The organism is Vibrio sp. Vb1166 (genome assembly GCF_033338695.1).
GTDB lineage: Bacteria > Pseudomonadota > Gammaproteobacteria > Enterobacterales > Vibrionaceae > Vibrio > Vibrio alginolyticus.
The window spans coordinates 48,597-65,816 of the sequence record NZ_JAWOTE010000016.1 but is presented as its reverse complement, the minus strand read 5'-3'; the positions used below and the strand labels follow the sequence as shown (position 1 = coordinate 65,816).

The 17,220-nt window shown below is 45.6% G+C and carries 17 protein-coding genes and 1 other RNA gene; 14 read left to right on the top strand and 4 right to left on the bottom strand.

Features of this window, described 5'->3' with window-relative positions; all coding sequences use genetic code 11:
• Positions 1-14: 14 nt before the first annotated feature.
• The 6 genes from rpsI to sspB all read left to right on the top strand — a co-directional run bounded on the left by rpsI (position 15) and on the right by sspB (position 4,925).
• Positions 15-407: a 30S ribosomal protein S9 gene (gene rpsI, locus R7E51_RS16130; RefSeq protein WP_005372876.1), complete on the top strand. Its 393-nt coding sequence runs from the start codon at positions 15-17 to the stop codon at positions 405-407.
• Between the two features lie 693 nt (positions 408-1,100).
• Complete coding sequence (gene petA / locus R7E51_RS16125) at positions 1,101-1,691, top strand: ubiquinol-cytochrome c reductase iron-sulfur subunit (RefSeq protein ID WP_005372877.1); 591 nt, start codon at positions 1,101-1,103, stop codon at positions 1,689-1,691.
• Positions 1,691-2,956 carry a cytochrome b gene (locus tag R7E51_RS16120; RefSeq protein ID WP_005372880.1) on the top strand — a complete coding sequence of 422 codons (1,266 nt, stop codon included), beginning with the start codon at positions 1,691-1,693 and terminating at the stop codon, positions 2,954-2,956. Before petA ends, R7E51_RS16120 begins: the two co-directional genes overlap by 1 nt.
• Positions 2,953-3,690: a cytochrome c1 gene (locus tag R7E51_RS16115; RefSeq protein ID WP_005372881.1), complete on the top strand. Its 738-nt coding sequence runs from the start codon at positions 2,953-2,955 to the stop codon at positions 3,688-3,690. Before R7E51_RS16120 ends, R7E51_RS16115 begins: the two co-directional genes overlap by 4 nt.
• Before the next feature lie 96 nt (positions 3,691-3,786).
• Positions 3,787-4,422 carry a stringent starvation protein SspA gene (gene sspA, locus R7E51_RS16110; RefSeq protein WP_005372897.1) on the top strand — a complete coding sequence of 212 codons (636 nt, stop codon included), beginning with the start codon at positions 3,787-3,789 and terminating at the stop codon, positions 4,420-4,422.
• A 17-nt stretch (positions 4,423-4,439) separates the two neighbouring features.
• On the top strand, positions 4,440-4,925 hold the full coding sequence (gene sspB, locus R7E51_RS16105; RefSeq protein ID WP_005372898.1) for a ClpXP protease specificity-enhancing factor: 486 nt from the start codon (positions 4,440-4,442) through the stop codon (positions 4,923-4,925).
• A gap of 71 nt (positions 4,926-4,996) precedes the next feature.
• Here the strand turns inward: sspB and R7E51_RS16100 are convergent, their stop codons facing one another.
• Genes R7E51_RS16100 through R7E51_RS16085 form a run of 4 tightly spaced genes read right to left on the bottom strand, consistent with a single transcriptional unit; the run spans position 4,997 to position 8,447 of the window.
• Positions 4,997-5,665 carry a BON domain-containing protein gene (locus tag R7E51_RS16100; RefSeq protein WP_005372899.1) on the bottom strand — a complete coding sequence of 223 codons (669 nt, stop codon included), beginning with the start codon at positions 5,663-5,665 and terminating at the stop codon, positions 4,997-4,999.
• A gap of 21 nt (positions 5,666-5,686) precedes the next feature.
• Positions 5,687-6,277 (bottom strand): phosphoheptose isomerase, encoded by a 591-nt coding sequence (locus R7E51_RS16095; RefSeq protein WP_005372901.1) that lies wholly within the window; start codon positions 6,275-6,277, stop codon positions 5,687-5,689.
• Positions 6,278-6,280: 3 nt separating this feature from the next.
• Positions 6,281-6,649: a YraN family protein gene (locus R7E51_RS16090; RefSeq protein ID WP_005372903.1), complete on the bottom strand. Its 369-nt coding sequence runs from the start codon at positions 6,647-6,649 to the stop codon at positions 6,281-6,283.
• On the bottom strand, positions 6,636-8,447 hold the full coding sequence (locus tag R7E51_RS16085) for a penicillin-binding protein activator (protein WP_206958040.1): 1,812 nt from the start codon (positions 8,445-8,447) through the stop codon (positions 6,636-6,638). Before R7E51_RS16085 ends, R7E51_RS16090 begins: the two co-directional genes overlap by 14 nt.
• 68 nt (positions 8,448-8,515) lie before the next feature.
• Between R7E51_RS16085 and rsmI the strand changes: the two genes are divergently transcribed.
• From rsmI to mraY, 8 genes are all read left to right on the top strand, one after another.
• Positions 8,516-9,379 (top strand): 16S rRNA (cytidine(1402)-2'-O)-methyltransferase, encoded by an 864-nt coding sequence (gene rsmI / locus R7E51_RS16080; protein ID WP_206958042.1) that lies wholly within the window; start codon positions 8,516-8,518, stop codon positions 9,377-9,379.
• Positions 9,380-9,546: 167 nt separating this feature from the next.
• An RNA gene (rnpB, locus tag R7E51_RS16075) (RNase P RNA component class A) lies at positions 9,547-9,977 on the top strand.
• Positions 9,978-10,152: 175 nt separating this feature from the next.
• Positions 10,153-11,103 (top strand): 16S rRNA (cytosine(1402)-N(4))-methyltransferase RsmH, encoded by a 951-nt coding sequence (rsmH, locus tag R7E51_RS16070; RefSeq protein WP_005372918.1) that lies wholly within the window; start codon positions 10,153-10,155, stop codon positions 11,101-11,103.
• 5 nt (positions 11,104-11,108) lie between these two features.
• Positions 11,109-11,426: a cell division protein FtsL gene (gene ftsL / locus R7E51_RS16065; RefSeq protein ID WP_005372920.1), complete on the top strand. Its 318-nt coding sequence runs from the start codon at positions 11,109-11,111 to the stop codon at positions 11,424-11,426.
• The gene (locus tag R7E51_RS16060) at positions 11,423-13,216 is read left to right on the top strand and encodes a penicillin-binding transpeptidase domain-containing protein (RefSeq protein WP_005372922.1); all 1,794 of its coding nucleotides are present in this window, start codon (positions 11,423-11,425) and stop codon (positions 13,214-13,216) included. The genes ftsL and R7E51_RS16060 overlap by 4 nt, the downstream gene beginning before the upstream one ends.
• A 62-nt stretch (positions 13,217-13,278) precedes the next feature.
• Positions 13,279-14,760, top strand: coding sequence for a UDP-N-acetylmuramoyl-L-alanyl-D-glutamate--2,6-diaminopimelate ligase (gene murE / locus R7E51_RS16055; protein WP_138938965.1), 1,482 nt, complete (start codon positions 13,279-13,281; stop codon positions 14,758-14,760).
• Complete coding sequence (locus R7E51_RS16050) at positions 14,757-16,121, top strand: UDP-N-acetylmuramoyl-tripeptide--D-alanyl-D-alanine ligase (protein WP_138938964.1); 1,365 nt, start codon at positions 14,757-14,759, stop codon at positions 16,119-16,121. The genes murE and R7E51_RS16050 overlap by 4 nt, the downstream gene beginning before the upstream one ends.
• On the top strand, positions 16,121-17,203 hold the full coding sequence (gene mraY, locus R7E51_RS16045) for a phospho-N-acetylmuramoyl-pentapeptide-transferase (protein ID WP_005372931.1): 1,083 nt from the start codon (positions 16,121-16,123) through the stop codon (positions 17,201-17,203). Before R7E51_RS16050 ends, mraY begins: the two co-directional genes overlap by 1 nt.
• Positions 17,204-17,220: the final 17 nt, after the last annotated feature.

Here is a 17,220-nt window from a genome sequence, read left to right as displayed (position 1 = left end):
TGGGGATTTCGAAAATGGCAGAGAATCAATACTACGGCACTGGCCGTCGCAAAAGCTCAGCTGCACGTGTTTTCATTAAACCAGGCAGCGGTAACATTGTAGTAAACAAGCGTAACCTTGACGAATACTTCGGTCGTCCAACAGCACGTATGGTTGTACAACAACCTCTAGAGCTAGTTGAACTAACTGAAAAGCTAGACCTTTACGTAACAGTTAAAGGCGGCGGTATTTCTGGTCAAGCTGGTGCTATCCGTCACGGTATCACTCGCGCGCTTATGGAATACGATGAGTCTCTACGTCCTGCTCTACGCGCAGCTGGCTACGTTACTCGTGACGCTCGTTGCGTTGAACGTAAGAAAGTTGGTCTACGTAAAGCACGTCGTCGTCCACAGTTCTCTAAGCGTTAATTTCCTCTTATCGGGAATTATGCTTTCAGAGTTACTCTGGAAACTGTGTACCAAAAGCTCGGCTCTATGCCGGGCTTTTTTGTATTTAAAGACATCATACTTGTCTTCAAGCAACGAACAGCCTTCACTTATCATCACACTCCGAGCAGGCCTTCTTATTCGTCCTCTTCGTCGAAAGGTTGTCAGTGCCGTTTTATATGTGTGCCTTATTTAATCGCGACTCACCACGCTTTCTCTTGTGATGCAGCATAGATGTATTCATCAGCAGGAATGTCTTTGTATCTTATTCTTCCTGTAACATGTTTTAAAATGACTTACGTTCCTTTTTGAGCATTCTGCGTGCTACAAAATTGAAAATATAAACACAGTAAGCTGAACGCGTAATACGAAATATTTCTCTGTGTAATTAACTGAAAACTACCAAGATAAAAGGTTTTATCCGCTTTCAGCGGGGCTTCTATGTGGTGCTTTCTTGTTACAAATCACATCAATTTTTTATAATTCTGCCGCTTTTGTGACGACGCGAGCGATTTGCCTCACAAATGTTACAAAAAGGTAGCTTTATCTTGTCAAAAAGTAGGGTTTTCTTTATCATTTCCCTCCAATAAATAGAACTAAATTCATTATTTGTTAGCCATGCTCTTATAAGCGGAATAATAACGATCCAAAGGGAGCAAATGGGAGAATGTTTGGATGAGCAACGCGCCTTTAAATAACGGTCGCAGGCGTTTTCTAACCGCTACAACGGCAGTTGTTGGTGGGTTAGGGGCAGTCGCCGTCGCCGTGCCTTTTATCAAATCATGGAATCCGAGTGCTAAAGCCAAAGCGGCGGGCGCACCAGTGGAAGTGGATATAAGTAAAATTGAACCAGGTCAGCTGGTTCGTGTTGAGTGGCAGGGAAAACCTGTATGGATTGTTCGCCGCACTCAAAGCGTTCTGGATAACTTAAAATCGATCGGTGATAAGCTTCGCGATCCACAATCTGAAATGGAGCAGCAGCCTGAGTACGCTCAGAATGAGTTTCGTTCGATTAAGGAAGAGTTTTTCGTCGCAGTTGGTTTCTGTACCCACTTAGGTTGTTCACCAACCTATCTACCTGACTCTTTCTCAGAGCAGGTGCAGGGCGTAAGATCTGGCTTCTTCTGTCCTTGTCATGGTTCTAAGTTCGACATGGCTGGTCGAGTGTTCCAAGGAGTACCTGCTCCGTTGAACCTTGTCGTTCCTAAGCACATGTATTTGAGCGATACCAAACTCATTGTGGGTGTTGATGAGGGAGATGCATAATGCAAGCAATGTTAGATTGGGTTGAAAAGCGTATTCCTGCAATGAATGCTTATAAAAAGCATTTGTCTGAATACCCAATGCCTAAGAACTTCAACTTTTGGTACCTTTTCGGTTCTCTGGCGATGCTGGTTCTTGTTAACCAAATCCTAACGGGTATTTGGCTAACGATGAACTATGTTCCTTCAGGTGACGGTGCATTTGCGTCTATCGAATACATTATGCGTGATGTAGAGTACGGTTGGCTTCTGCGTTACATGCATTCCACTGGCGCGTCAGCGTTTTTCGTTGTTGTGTATCTTCACATGTTCCGTGGTTTGATCTACGGTTCATACCAAAAACCTCGTGAACTATTGTGGATCTTCGGTATGTTGATCTTCCTTGTTCTCATGGCTGAAGCGTTCATGGGTTACCTACTTCCATGGGGTCAGATGTCATACTGGGGTGCGCAGGTAATCATTTCCCTGTTTGGTGCTATTCCTGTTATCGGTGATGACCTAACGCTTTGGATTCGTGGTGACTACATCATCTCTGGTGCAACGCTAAACCGTTTCTTCGCACTACACGTTATTGCACTGCCTATCGTTTTGCTTCTTCTTGTTGTTTTGCACGTATTGGCGCTGCACGAAGTAGGCTCAAACAACCCGGATGGTATCGAAACTAAGCTGCCAAAAGGCTCAATGGGCGACGATTACAAAACGCAATTCAAGTTCCACGATTACTACACGAAGAAATATGACATCATTGATTCGATTCCTTTCCATCCGTACGGCACGGTTAAGGACTTGGTCGGTGTTGCTGGTTTCTTGTTCTTCTTCTGTTACGTGCTGTTCTTTAACCCAGAAATGGGTGGGTACTTCCTTGAGCCGCCTAACTTTGAAGCTGCAAACCCATTGAAGACACCAGAGCATATTGCTCCGGTATGGTACTTCACGCCGTTCTACGCAATCCTACGTGCGGTTCCAGACAAACTATTAGGTGTTATCCTAATGGGCGCGTCAATTGCAGTGCTGTTCGTTCTACCTTGGTTGGATCGTTGTAAAGTTCGTTCATACCGTTACCGTAGCAAACTTCATCTATTGAATATTGTACAGTTCACTATCGCCTTTATCGCTCTAGGTATTTTAGGTGCGTTACCAGCGACACCAACGTACACACTACTATCTCAGATCTTTAGCTTGTGTTACTTCATGTTCTTTGTGTTGCTGTTCTTCTACAGCAAAAATGAAGCAACCAAACCATTACCAGAGAGGGTGACATTCAAATGAAGAAGTGGATTGTAATTCTATTTGCTATGTTGCCATCACTAGCGATGGCAGCTGGGGCCAATGTTCCGCTGGATAAAGCGAATGTTGACCTTACGGATAAAGCTTCGCTACAAAACGGCGCGAAGTTGTTCATGAACTACTGTTTTGCTTGTCACTCTACGCAATACCAGCGTTACGAGCGTGTAGCAACAGACTTGGAAATTCCAACAGACTTAATGAAAGAAAACCTGATTTTCAATCCTGAAGCGAAAATCGGTGATCTAATGGTCAATGCTATGCCACCGAAGCAAGCGGCAAACTGGTTTGGTGCTCCACCACCAGATCTTACGTTGGTTGCACGAGTTCGTGGTGCTGATTGGTTATACACTTACTTACGCTCTTTCTATGTTGATCCATCTCGTCCATTCGGCGTGAACAACATCGTCTTCCCGAGTGTTGGTATGCCGCATGTGCTTGAAGAGCTACAGGGCATCCCGACGCCGATTTACGATACGAAAATCGTAGATGGCGAAGAAGTACAAGTTGTTGTTGGTACTGAAACCGATGGCACGGGTGAGCTGAGTGAAGGCGAATATGACAAAGCGGTTGGCGATCTCGTTAACTTCTTAGTTTATTCAGGTGACCCAGTGCAGCTTGAGCGTCATGCTCTAGGCTGGTGGGTAATGGGCTTCTTAGTGCTTCTAACCATCGTTGTTGTGATGCTCAAGAAAGAGTATTGGCGCGATGTGCATTAATTGTGCTAAAATACCGTGCTAATTCCCAATTTTAATTGATGTACAATGGAGGCTTAGCCTCCATTGTTTTTATTTGTAAGTGTACTGGAGGGCTCCATGGCTGTAGCTGCCAATAAACGTTCTGTGATGACTCTTTTCTCAAGTGCATCAGATTTGTATAGCCATCAGGTTCGCATTGTACTAGCTGAAAAAGGCGTAAGTGTTGAAGTTGAGCTTGTTGACGAAGCAAACCTTCCTGCTGAGCTTGTTGAGCTAAACCCATATAAATCAGTGCCAACTCTTGTTGACCGTGAGCTAGCTCTTTACGATTCAAAAATCATCATGGAGTACTTGGACGAGCGCTTCCCTCATCCACCTCTAATGCCGGTTTACCCTGTTGCTCGTGGCAACAGCCGCTTGATGATGTACCGTATCGAACGCAACTGGTATTCACTCGCTGAAAAAGTGATGAAAGGTAATGCGGAAGAATCAGAAAAAGCACGCACAAAGCTGCGTAATGATCTTCTGACGTTAGCGCCAATTTTTGCTGAATATGAGTACTTCATGAGCGAAGAATTCAGCTTGATCGATTGTTACCTAGCTCCACTATTGTGGCGTTTGCCTCAACTTGGTATCGATCTTGTTGGCCCAGGTTCAAAAGAAATCAAGGTATACATGAACCGCGTATTTGAACGTGATTCGTTCCTTGCTTCTTTGACTGAAGCTGAACGTGAAATGCGCCTAGTTCGCTAAGCGATTTAAAACACGTTATGGATATTGCAAAAATGACTGCTCGCCGCCCGTATATGCTTCGCGCATTTTACGAGTGGTTAGTAGACAATGACTTGACTCCTCACTTGGTTGTGGATGCAACAATGCCAGGGGTGCGTGTCCCGGTTGAATTTATTCAAGATGGTCAAATTATTTTGAATATTGCGCCACGTGCAGTGGGTAATCTTGAGTTAGGTAATGATGCGATTACCTTCCATGCTCGCTTTAGCGGTCGTCCGCACTCAGTGATCGTGCCTGTGTATGCTGTTCAAGCTATTTATGCACGTGAGAATGGTGCTGGTACTATGTTTGAACCAGAAGAAGCGTACACTCACATCGAAGAAGAAGCGATGACCGAGGAAGAATCATCCCCATCGTTCACAACGGTTAGTGATGAGCCTTCTGAGTTAGTTTCTGATTCAGATGCCGAAGAGGACGATGCTCCTCGACCAAAAGGCAAACCAAGCTTAAGAGTGATTAAATAATAAAAAAGCAGCGTAACGCTGCTTTTTTCTTTTTAACTTGTTGAAGATGATTTCAAGCCAGACTTTGGAAATTACTCACTAATCGTAAAGACTTCGACGTTCTCTTCACTTTCTGTGCTTGCCTCACTTTCTATTGTTTGTACACCGTCACTCGGTAAGTCTACTTCAACAGGCTCCATTTCGCCGTATTGGAACCCTTTAATGACTTGTTTTACGCCTGAGATATTACGCGCGATTTCTGTCGCTCGATCGCCTTGCTCTGGCGTGACATAACCAAACAGAAAAACATCGCCATCTTCGGTGATCACTTTAACCTTAACACCATTAAGCTCAGAATCAGTAAGCAAAGCTGACTTTACTTTGGTTGTGATCCAGCTGTCATTGCTAATCTGGGTAACAGTGAGTGGCTCTTTTTGTTTGATTTGATTGTGTATGACTTTTACACCACTAACTTCTCGAGCCCTTCGCTCTAAAGCAAGGATAAGGTCTTGTGTCGGAGCTTGTCCCATAAGGACTACAGTCCCATTATATGAACTGGCAACGACACGAACTTCACCTTTAAACGGTGCTTTATTGCCGATCGCCGCAACTTCGAATTCGATGTTATTGTCCTGCCAGATTTGTTTTGTCGTGCGTGTGTCCGTGACAATATTCGCTGTGGTTGCTGCACCTGCGATAAACAAACCTGCGCAACCACTTAAACTCAATGCTGTTAATAAGATAACGAGGCTACGTAGCATAATTCTGATTCTCAGTCTTGGTTACTCTTCGTGAGCAGGGAAAAGCACCTGGTCAATAAGATCACAAAGACAATGGAGTGTTACCATATGTACTTCGTGAATACGTGCAGTGCGGTGTGATGGAATACGAATTTCGACGTCGTTCTCACCGAGCAGTCCTGCCATCTCTCCGCCATCTTTTCCTGTTAGCGCGATAATCGTCATGTCTCGAGTTACGGCTGCTTCCATCGCTTTGATAATATTTTTACTGTTACCGCTAGTCGACATGGCAAGCAAAATGTCGCCTGGTTGACCAAACGCTCGTACCTGTTTTGAGAAGATTTCCTGGTAGTGGTAATCGTTGGCCACTGCGGTTAGGGTGGTATTATCGGCGGTTAAGGCCATTGCTGGTAGGCTAGGACGCTCAGTTTCAAAACGGTTTAAAAGACAAGAAACAAATTGTTGAGCGTTTGAAGCACTGCCGCCATTACCACAACATAAAATTTTATTGCCATTAAGCAGGCTCGACACCATCGCTTGAGCTGCATGAGTAATGGCATCAGGCAGCGCCTCTGCTGCTGCGATTTGAATTTGAATACTTTCTGTAAAGCTGTCTTTAATGCTGTCTAGCATCGCTTATCCTTCAGAGATTGCGTTTTCTATCCAGTTGATATCTCGCCCATTATCATGAATGGCGATGACATCAAATCGATAATCGATATTGTGTTTTAAGCGCTTTTGTTGGCTAAGCCAAACTTGTGCGGTTTTGACTAGCTTGCGCATTTTAGCGTGCGTCACCATTTCTGCTGCCGAGCCAAAGTGATTGTTCTTACGGTATTTGACTTCAACAAACACAATAGTTTCACCTTGTTGGAAGATTAAATCAATCTCACCGACCTTAGTCAGAAAATTTTGTTCAATAAAGTTTAAGCCCTGGCGTTGTAAATACTGCTTCGCCAGAGCTTCATATTGATTTCCGATTTGGCGCTTACTAAAGAGCCCCACGCTCAGCCCAGCTTAGCTCACGCTGTACAACACAATTATTGTCGATACTTAAAATACCGGTTTGGCCGCCAACTGAGTAGCCCGGAACGACCTTCATTTGTGGCAGCTCCCCAATCAATTTATACGCATCCATACCCAGTGCTTTCAAACGTTTTTCCATGTTAGATTGCTCTGACCACAGCTCGTTCATTTCAGCGGTCACGCTAGGGTCTGGGTCAATCAGTAATGGGATATCGCTGTAGATGATACCTGTTAGATCTTCGTAAGTCGCGCCGCCACTGTTGCTACGCGAGCTAGAGAAAATTTGTGGCGCTTTGGCGTCTGGGTTAATCGCTACCTCAATAAACGGCTTGATCAAAGTCAGTTCCGTGCTTCTAGCAACAATATAAACCGCATCGACATCACGACGGCTACGTGGCTGTGTTTCAAGCTTGATACGCATTAATGATTGCATCTGAGCAATACGTTGTTTGCTTTCTTGCAGACCAAATACTTCATTGATGTCTTTTTGAAGTTGGCGCTTGTCGCCAAAATAACTTGCTGCGACTTTATTAGAGCTGTACTTGCGCCATTCTTTGTTGAACGCTTCAGTTACGCGCTCACCAAAGCTGCCCTTTGGTGCCAGAATCAGAGGGAAGTTATAGCCTTCGCTGAACAAGTGTTTCGCTGCCTGTGCGGCTTCTTGTTCTGGTGATAATGCCAAGTAGCAAATATTGCTATCTGGTTGCACATCTTCGGGAATATTTAGCGCAAGGGCTGGAATCGTAGGACCATTTTCTGAGCCATCCATGGTTGTGTGCAATAGCTCAACGTTTTCTTTTTCTAGGGGACCAACAACAAAGTCGATGTTTTCATTGATCAAACGTTGTTTAATTTGGTCGGCGTTATACGCATTAGTGTCTATTACCGTGAGGGTAGCGCTTGGATCACGGTTACGATCATTCATCATCGCAAACACAAAACCATCACGAATTAATTGCGCTTGTGGCGAGAACTTACCAGTAAGCGGCAGTAACAAAGCGGTGTTGTTTGGTTTAACAATGTCTAGAGAGAGAATGTTTTGAATCTCTTCTGGTGTGTAGATAGCGGCTGGGTGCGATGGGTTCTCGTTTAACCAGCGTTCTAGGGTATTTTTTAGTTGGGATAAGTTGCCCGACAGCGTTTTCGCATAAATAGCGAGTTGTAGCCAACCATCCAAAACATCTTCATTTGGCTCTGTTTCTAATGAGGTCAGTTCGTACTCGGAGTAGCTGCCAAAGTTCATCCAAATACGGCTAGAAATCTCTCTCTGCTCCGCGGACGATGCATATTGACCAAATGCAACCAGTTGGCGGTTTGCCTCAAACGCTTGGTTAAGACCTTGATAAGCGTCGGCACGCATCAAGTAATAGTCTTTCCATTGCTCATTTGGCAACTTCCACCAAGGTTTAAAATTCAACAATTGCAGCAACTGAGAGTAATTACCCTGTTTTTGCTGTATGGTCGCACGCGCTAGTTGCCACTCTGCTTGCTGAACTTCGGTTAACTGTTGACGAGCCAGGCGCTTGATCAACATTTCTGCTTGATCAAACTGGTTTGCTTGAATCGCGGCTTTGGCTGCCATGATCAACCAGTCATTTTGTAAACTGCCTTCCGTGCTATCAGCTTGGATCATATAGTTCTGAACAGACTGAGTAGGCTCAAGTGTTACATCAACGCCATCAGGCTGTCTTGGACCTGAAGAACAGGCGGCGAGCGTAATTGCTAGTGCAACAGGAGTAAGTATGCGTGGTACACTGAGTCTCTTATGGTTAATCATTGCCGTGAGTTCTCTATAATTTTGTACAAAATTTTCTCTATATTAATCGTTGAAGTGATGGTAAACAAATGACAGATAAAAATAAGTTGCCGAATGAGGGGCCAACTCTCTATATCGTACCGACTCCAATCGGAAATTTAGCGGATATCACCCAACGTGCTATCGAAATTCTGTCGACTGTGGACATCATTGCCGCTGAGGATACTCGACATACGGGCAAATTACTGTCTCACTTCAATATTCAAACCAAAACTTTTGCTCTACACGACCACAATGAGCAGCAAAAAGCACAAGTTTTGGTAGAAAAGCTGCTTTCCGGTCAGTCTATCGCATTAGTTTCTGACGCTGGTACGCCACTTATCAGCGACCCAGGATACCATTTGGTGACAAAATGTCGTCAAGCGGGCGTTAGAGTTGTGCCTCTTCCAGGTGCTTGTGCGGTCATTACGGCGTTAAGTGCCTCTGGCTTGCCATCGGATCGCTTTAGCTTCGAAGGTTTTTTACCACCGAAAAGCAAAGGTCGTAAGGATAAATTCCTAGAGATTGCTTCGGTAGAGCGTACGTGTATTTTTTACGAGTCACCGCACCGTATTTTAGACTCTCTACAAGACATGTTAGACGTTCTTGGCCCAGATAGAGAAGTTGTGTTGGCAAGAGAGCTAACAAAAACCTTTGAAACCATTCAAGGCATGCCGTTAGGTGAGCTGATTGAATGGGTGAAAAGTGACGATAACCAACAGCGTGGTGAAATGGTATTGTTGGTACATGGCTATCGTGAAACAACAGACGACTCACTACCTGAAGATGCTTTACGCACGTTAGGGATTTTGACCAAAGAGCTGCCTTTGAAAAAAGCAGCTGCTTTGGTGGCAGAAATACATAACTTGAAGAAGAATGCGCTATATAAATGGGGCTTAGAAAACTTAGACTAAGTGCCGCTAGCGAGATAAATGGTCAATGAGGGCTGATGTTTAGGCATCGGCCTTTTTATTATCTATTTTTGGCACGTTGACTAAAAAGTCATCACTTAGTGCATTCATTTCATCATATCTGTGATCTAACTAGACTCTGAAGTGAGAACTCTATACAATCCGCCCTCGGAGCTGACTGGGTAGTCGCTGCTTTGTTGATGTCCTTCGGGAGACTGACGTCGAAGTCCCTTTGGGAGACTGACGTTGACGTCCTTCGGGAGACTGACAAAGGGGAGGAAAGTCCGGGCTTCATAGAGCAAGGTGCCAGGTAACGCCTGGGAGGCGCAAGCCTACGACAAGTGCAGCAGAGAGAAGACCGCCGATGGCCCGTAAGGGTACAGGTAAGGGTGAAAGGGTGCGGTAAGAGCGCACCGGACGACTAGCAATAGTTCGTAGCAGGGTAAACTCCACCTGAAGCAAGACCAAATAGGCCTCCACATTGCGTTGCTCGCGTAAGGAGGCGGGTAGGTTGCTCGAGCCAGTGAGTGATTGCTGGCCTAGACGAATGGCTACCGCCGCGCAAGCGGAACAGAACCCGGCTTATGTGTCGGCTCCACCTATTCGAGACCCATCTCTACTTCGGTAGTGATGGGTTTTTTGCATTTAATTGACGCAAACTATGTCATTACCAATAAACTTGGCGTAAATCACGTCTAACTTTAGACTTGTGGTGGCGATGATGTAGGAAATCAGTACACTAAAGAATCGCTTCAAGATCATTCAACGAGAAAGCTATGACCGAAACCTTCCAACATATTTCCGTGTTATTAAATGAATCCATTGATGGCTTAGCTATCAAACCAGACGGCGTCTATATTGATGGAACATTTGGCCGTGGCGGTCACAGCCGGACAATTCTATCTAAACTCGGTGAAAATGGCCGACTGTACAGTATCGACCGTGACCCTCAAGCGATCGCTGAGGCAGGCAAAATCAATGACCCTCGCTTCACCATTATTCATGGTCCATTTTCTGGTATTGCTGAGTATGCTGAAGAGTATGGACTAGTTGGAAAAGTGGATGGTGTTCTGCTGGATTTAGGCGTTTCTTCTCCTCAGTTAGACGACGCAGAGCGTGGCTTTAGCTTTATGAAAGACGGTCCGCTAGATATGCGTATGGACCCGACATCAGGTGTTCCAGTATCTCAATGGTTGATGGAAGCAGACCTCGATGATATCACTTGGGTCATTCGCGAGTTTGGGGAAGATAAACATGCGCGCCGTATTGCAAAAGCGATTGTTGCCTACCGTGAAGACGAAGAAAATGAGCCAATGGTTCGCACTGGTCAGCTGGCAAAATTGATTTCAGATGCCGCACCGAAAAGTTTTAAAGAGAAAAAACACCCTGCGACTCGTGCTTTCCAGGCTTTTCGTATTTACATCAACAGTGAGTTAGAAGAAATTGATACGGCACTTAAAGGCGCGGCGAGCATTCTGGCTCCTGAAGGCCGTTTATCTGTGATTAGCTTCCACTCTCTGGAAGACCGTATGGTCAAACGTTTTATCCGTAAAGAGAGCAAAGGGCCTGAAGTGCCACACGGTATTCCAATGACGGAAGAGCAAATTCGTGCTCTTGGTAGTGCGAATATGAAAGCGGTGAGCAAAGCGATTAAGCCAAGCAAACAAGAAATTGAAATGAACCCTCGCTCGCGCAGCTCTGTGTTAAGAATTGCGGAAAAGCTTTAATTATTATGACGAAATCCACTCCTAATCTTGCTAAGTTGATTGCAACAGATCTCCTCACTGTTGGTCGCTGGCCATTACTGTTGTTGCTATTGATCGTGGCATCGGCAATGGGAGTGGTATTTGCTACCCACCATGCGCGTCAAGCGATCACCGAAAAAGACCATACGTTGGTTGAACGAGAACGATTAGATAGCGAATGGCGTAACTTAATGTTGGAAGAAACTGCCCTCGCGGAACACAGTCGTGTTCAAGACCTTGCCAAAAAAGAACTTGAAATGAAACGACCTGATGGCGATAAAGAAGTGGTTGTCACGCTCAAATGATTAGAAAAAAATCCAACACGAAACAAGCCAATAAGCGTAAACCTGTAGCAAAAGAGAAAGCGGCTACGGGGGATAAGAAAAACGATAACAAAGCAGTGAAAGTGGCGGTCGAAGAATCTTTCTTGATTCGTTGGCGCTTCCATCTATTACTGTTTTTTGTTTTTTGTGCATTTGCCCTTTTGGTGGCACGCGTAGCCTACATCCAAATCATTGAGCCAGATAACCTGATTAAACAAGGTGACCTACGTTCGGTTCGTGTTAAATCCATTCCTTCTGCTCGCGGTATTATTTCGGATCGAAATGGTGAGCCGCTTGCTGTCAGTGTACCGGTTGAGGCTGTTTGGGCAGATCCTGCCACGATTTTTAAAGAAAACGCGTTAAGCCAGACCAAAAGTTGGCATGCATTAGCGGATGTTCTTGGTATTGACCGACAAGGGTTAATAGACAAAATCAAGCGCAATGAAAAACGCCGCTTTATCTACTTGCAGCGCCAGGTCAGTCCGGCCATGGCGAACTATATTCGTGAGCTAAAGCTGCCAGGTGTTGGCCTTAAGTCGGAATCTCGTCGTTATTATCCTGCAGGTGAGGTTAGTGCTCACTTAGTCGGTGTGACAGGCATTGACGGGCATGGCCTAGAAGGTGTGGAGCGTAGCTACGATGAGTGGCTCACTGGCGCGGCGGGTAAGAAAACTATTCGTAAAGACCGTTATGGTCGTGTTGTGGAAAACATTGCTTGGCAAGACAAGCAAGAAGGTAAATCACTTCAGTTAACCATCGATCAGCGCCTACAGGCGATTGCGTATCGTGCGATTAAGCAAGCCGTTGCGGACCACCGCGCCACTTCAGGTTCTGTTGTCATGTTGGATGTAAAAACGGGCGCCGTATTGGCCATGGTTAATGCTCCTTCTTACAACCCTAACAATCGTAGCGATTGGCAAAGCTATCAAATGCGTAACCGAGTGATCACGGACTCAATGGAGCCCGGTTCGACCATTAAGCCTTTCGTTATTTTAGCCGCCTTAGAAAATGGGATAGCGGATAAAGATACCATCGTAGATACCGGTAATGGTGTTCTACGTTTAGGTGGTAGTCGAGTCAGAGATGTCTCTCGCGTAGGTAAAGCGAGCTTGACCACGATCCTTAAAAAGTCGAGTAATATCGGTGTGACGAAGCTAGCAATGCAAATGCCGGTAGAGGCGCTTCTTGGGCTGTACAGTTCAGTGGGTTTTGGTGAGCTTTCTGGCCTAAACCTAGTTGGGGAAGTGACGGGTATTTTTCCTACACGAACTCGTTGGTCGCCAATTGAGCGCGCCACGATTGCGTTTGGTTATGGTCTATCAATTACACCAATCCAGCTAGCCCATGCTTATGCGACGCTTGGAAACCTTGGCAAATACGAGCCTATTCATATTATCGAAAGCAATGATCATGACATGTCACGCCAAGTGGTGAGTGCGAAGTATGCGCGTCAAGTATTAGACATGTTGGAAACCGTAACTCAAAAAGGGGGCTCGGCTCGCAGAGCGGCAGTTCCTGGTTATCGAGTAGGAGCGAAAACGGGTACATCACGTAAAGCTTCTGCCGGTGGGTACAGCGACGAGTACATCACCTACACGGCTGGGCTTGCTCCGGTTAGCGATCCGCGAATTGCTTTAGTAGTGATCGTAAACGAGCCTCAAGGCGATGACTACTATGGTGGTTCGGTAGCGTCTCCTGTCTTCTCTGAAATCATGAAAGGCGCGCTACAAATACTCAATGTTGCACCTGACGAAAACAAATTCCAACAGTAAGCCCTGTGGTTTACTGAGCAAACAAAATTAAGAAAACCTGAGCCAAAGCTCGGAGAACAAATATGACTAAAGCCATCAGTATGGACGTGCTGCTTTCCCCTTGGGTGGATTGCCCTAGCTTATCGTCCGTTCTTGTTTCTGAATTGGAGCTCGACAGCCGAAGAGTTCAACCTGGAACCACGTTTGTAGCAGTGATTGGCCATGTTGTGGATGGGCGTAAATTCATTGCCTCTGCAATTGAGCAAGGTGCAAATGCAGCCCTGGCGCAAGCCTGCGATGTCAAAACACATGGTACGGTGGAAATCATTGATGATGTTCCCGTCATTTACATTGATAGGTTGGACCAACGTTTATCCGCAATTGCTGGAAAGCTTTATGCTTACCCTGATATGGATTTGATTGGTGTCACCGGCACCAACGGCAAAACCACCATTACCCAGTTAATAGCGCAATGGCTAGAACTGCTTGACCATAAAGCGGCGGTAATGGGAACAACAGGAAATGGCTTCCTCAATAACTTGCAACAAGCTGCGAATACAACGGGGAATGCCGTTGAAATTCAGAAAACGCTCTCCTCTCTCGCAAATCAACAAGCCACATACACCGCGCTAGAAGTATCTTCCCATGGCCTGACGCAAGGTCGTGTCAAAGCATTATCATTTGCGGCGGGCGTGTTTACTAACTTAAGTCGTGACCATCTTGATTACCATGGCACGATGGAAGAGTATGCCAATGCAAAGCTTGGGTTGTTCACGCAACACCAATGTGAACGTGCCATTATCAATGTTGATGATGAAGTAGGTCATCAATGGGCGTCGCAGTTAAGTAATGCGGTCGCTGTTTCGCTCAAACCGAACACTGAATTTGAAAGCGCAATTTGGGCGACGGAAGTCAGTTACGCGGAGTCAGGGATTACTATTAAGTTCGATGGTAAATTTGGCTCAGGTGAATTGCACGCGCCATTGATTGGTGAGTTTAATGCAACCAACTTAATGCTCGCTTTTGCGACCTTATTAAGCTTAGGTAAAGAGAAACAAGCGTTACTCGAAACCGCAGGTCAACTGCAACCTGTACTCGGCCGAATGGAGTTATTCCAAACTGAGGATCGTGCCAAAGTCGTGGTTGATTATGCCCATACTCCTGATGCTTTAGAAAAAGCGCTGCAAGCTTTACGAGTTCATTGTGAAGGCCAGCTGTGGGCTATTTTTGGCTGCGGTGGCGATCGCGATGCAGGTAAGCGCCCAATGATGGCGGAAATTGCAGAGCGTCTAGGCGACAGAGTGGTGTTGACTGACGATAACCCACGCAGCGAAGACCCGGTTCAGATTGTGAAAGACATGTTAGCTGGGCTGTCAAAACCTGCAGAAGCGGTTGTTCAGCATGACCGCTTCACAGCACTGTCTTATGCCATTGAAAATGCTTCGCCAAACGACATTATCTTGTTAGCAGGGAAGGGCCATGAAGATTATCAGATTCGTAATGGCGAAACGATTCATTACTCCGACCGCGAGTCCGCAATGCAACTTTTAGGATTGACCTCATGATCAAAGTAACGTTATCTCAAATTGCAGACATCACTCGTGGCGAGCGATTCGGCGACGATCTACTTATCGACGCGGTTTCTACTGATACACGAGCGATTGAGCATGGGGCTCTATTTCTGGCGTTAGTAGGGGAGCGCTTTGATGCGCACAACTTTTGCCAACAAGCGGTAGATGCAGGTGCCGGTGCTTTACTCGTAGAAAAACGCTTAGATGTGAATGTGCCGCAAATTGTGGTGTCGGATACCAAACTTGCATTGGGTGAGTTTGCTTCTTGGGTGCATCAAGCATGCAAAACACCTACCGTTGCCATCACCGGAAGTTGCGGTAAAACGACCGTAAAAGAAATGGTTGCGAGTATCCTGCAATTGAAAGGCAAAGTGTTATTCACGGCGGGTAACTTCAATAATGATATTGGTGTTCCGTTGACATTATTGCGCTCACAGCAGGATGATGATTATGCCGTGATTGAGCTTGGTGCTAACCATATCGGTGAAATTGCTTACACGACTCAGTTAGTAAAACCAGATATCGCGTTAGTGAACAATGTAGCAGCCGCTCACCTTGAAGGCTTTGGTTCTATCGGTGGCGTGAAACAAGCCAAAGGTGAAATCTACCAAGGCCTTTCAGCTGGTGGTATTGCGATTGTTAACCTAGACAGCAATGGTGAAGCCAAGTGGGATGAAGTGTTAGCAGATAAGAAAGTCATTACTTTTTCACAAAGTAATACTGATGCAGACTTCTTCGCTTCTAACATCGTATTGAACGCCGCAGGTGAAGCAAGCTTTGACTTACATATCGCAGCAAGCTCACAAGAAATTGAACTGTCTCTGGGTATTATAGGTCAACACAACGTTGCGAATGCGATCGCTGCTTCTATTATTGCGTTACAAATGGGCGCCACATTAGAAGAGGTTCGTGCTGGCCTTAAACATTTGAACAAAGTGAAAGGTCGCGTCGAGGTTGAAGCGCTGAGCGAAAAGATAAAATTGATTGACGACAGCTACAACGCGAGCGTGCCAGCCATGAAAGCGGCAGTTGATTTATTGGCCGCTTTCCCAGGTCAACGCTGGCTGATTTTAGGTAATATGGCGGAATTGGGCGAGGAAAGTCTTGCACTTCATCGTCAAGTCGGGGAACATGCTGCCCCACAAAAATTTGAACATGTTCTCACATATGGTGCAGACGCCAAGGTGATCAGTGATCTTTGCCAAGGCATTCATTTTGAGACGCACCAAGAGATGATTGAATACATCAAGCAGCATCTAGACCAAGCCGTTCCTGAAAACCATACGATGTTGGTGAAAGGAGCGAACGGTGCACGTATGTTTGAAGTCGCTGCTGCTTTGAAGGAGTATTATTAATGATTATTTGGCTTGCCGAGCTGCTACAGCCATACCTGTCTTTTTTCCGATTGTTTGAATACTTGTCTTTTCGAGCAATCCTAAGCGTATTAACCGCTCTAGGTCTGTCATTATGGATGGGACCAATCATGATCAAGCGTTTGCAAATGCTGCAAATTGGTCAGGTAGTGCGTAACGAAGGTCCTGAATCTCACTTTAGTAAGCGTGGTACCCCAACAATGGGCGGTATCATGATCTTAGCGGCCATCTCAATCACGATTTTGCTATGGACAGACTTATCCAACCCTTATGTATGGGCGGTACTGACAGTCTTACTTGGCTACGGTGCGGTCGGATTTGTTGATGATTATCGTAAAGTGGTACGCAAAAATACCGATGGCTTGATTGCGCGTTGGAAGTACTTCTGGCAGTCGTTGATCGCGTTTGTCGTCGCTTTCGCATTGTATGCTTACGGTAAAGACACAGCAGCAACTCAGCTAGTGGTGCCATTCTTTAAAGACATCATGCCGCAGCTTGGTTTGATGTATATCATTCTGACTTACTTTGTCATTGTAGGTACAAGTAACGCGGTTAACCTGACTGATGGTCTAGACGGTTTGGCAATCATGCCAACGGTTCTTGTTGCAGCAGGCTTCGCGGTTATTGCATGGGCGACCGGTAACGTTAACTTCTCTGAATACCTTCATATACCATACTTACCACATGCTTCTGAGTTAGTTGTCGTATGTACAGCAATCGTAGGTGCAGGCCTTGGTTTCTTGTGGTTTAACACTTACCCAGCACAAGTGTTCATGGGCGATGTAGGTTCACTAGCGCTTGGCGGGGCATTGGGCACCATTGCTGTTCTAGTTCGTCAAGAGTTGGTGTTGGTGATCATGGGTGGCGTATTTGTGATGGAAACGCTATCAGTCATCCTACAGGTAGGTTCTTACAAATTACGTGGTCAGCGCATTTTCCGTATGGCACCAATTCACCACCACTACGAATTGAAAGGTTGGCCAGAACCTCGCGTAATCGTGCGCTTCTGGATTATTTCTATGGTTCTTGTTCTGATTGGTCTTGCGACATTGAAAGTGCGTTAATCGCACTTTCCAAGAAT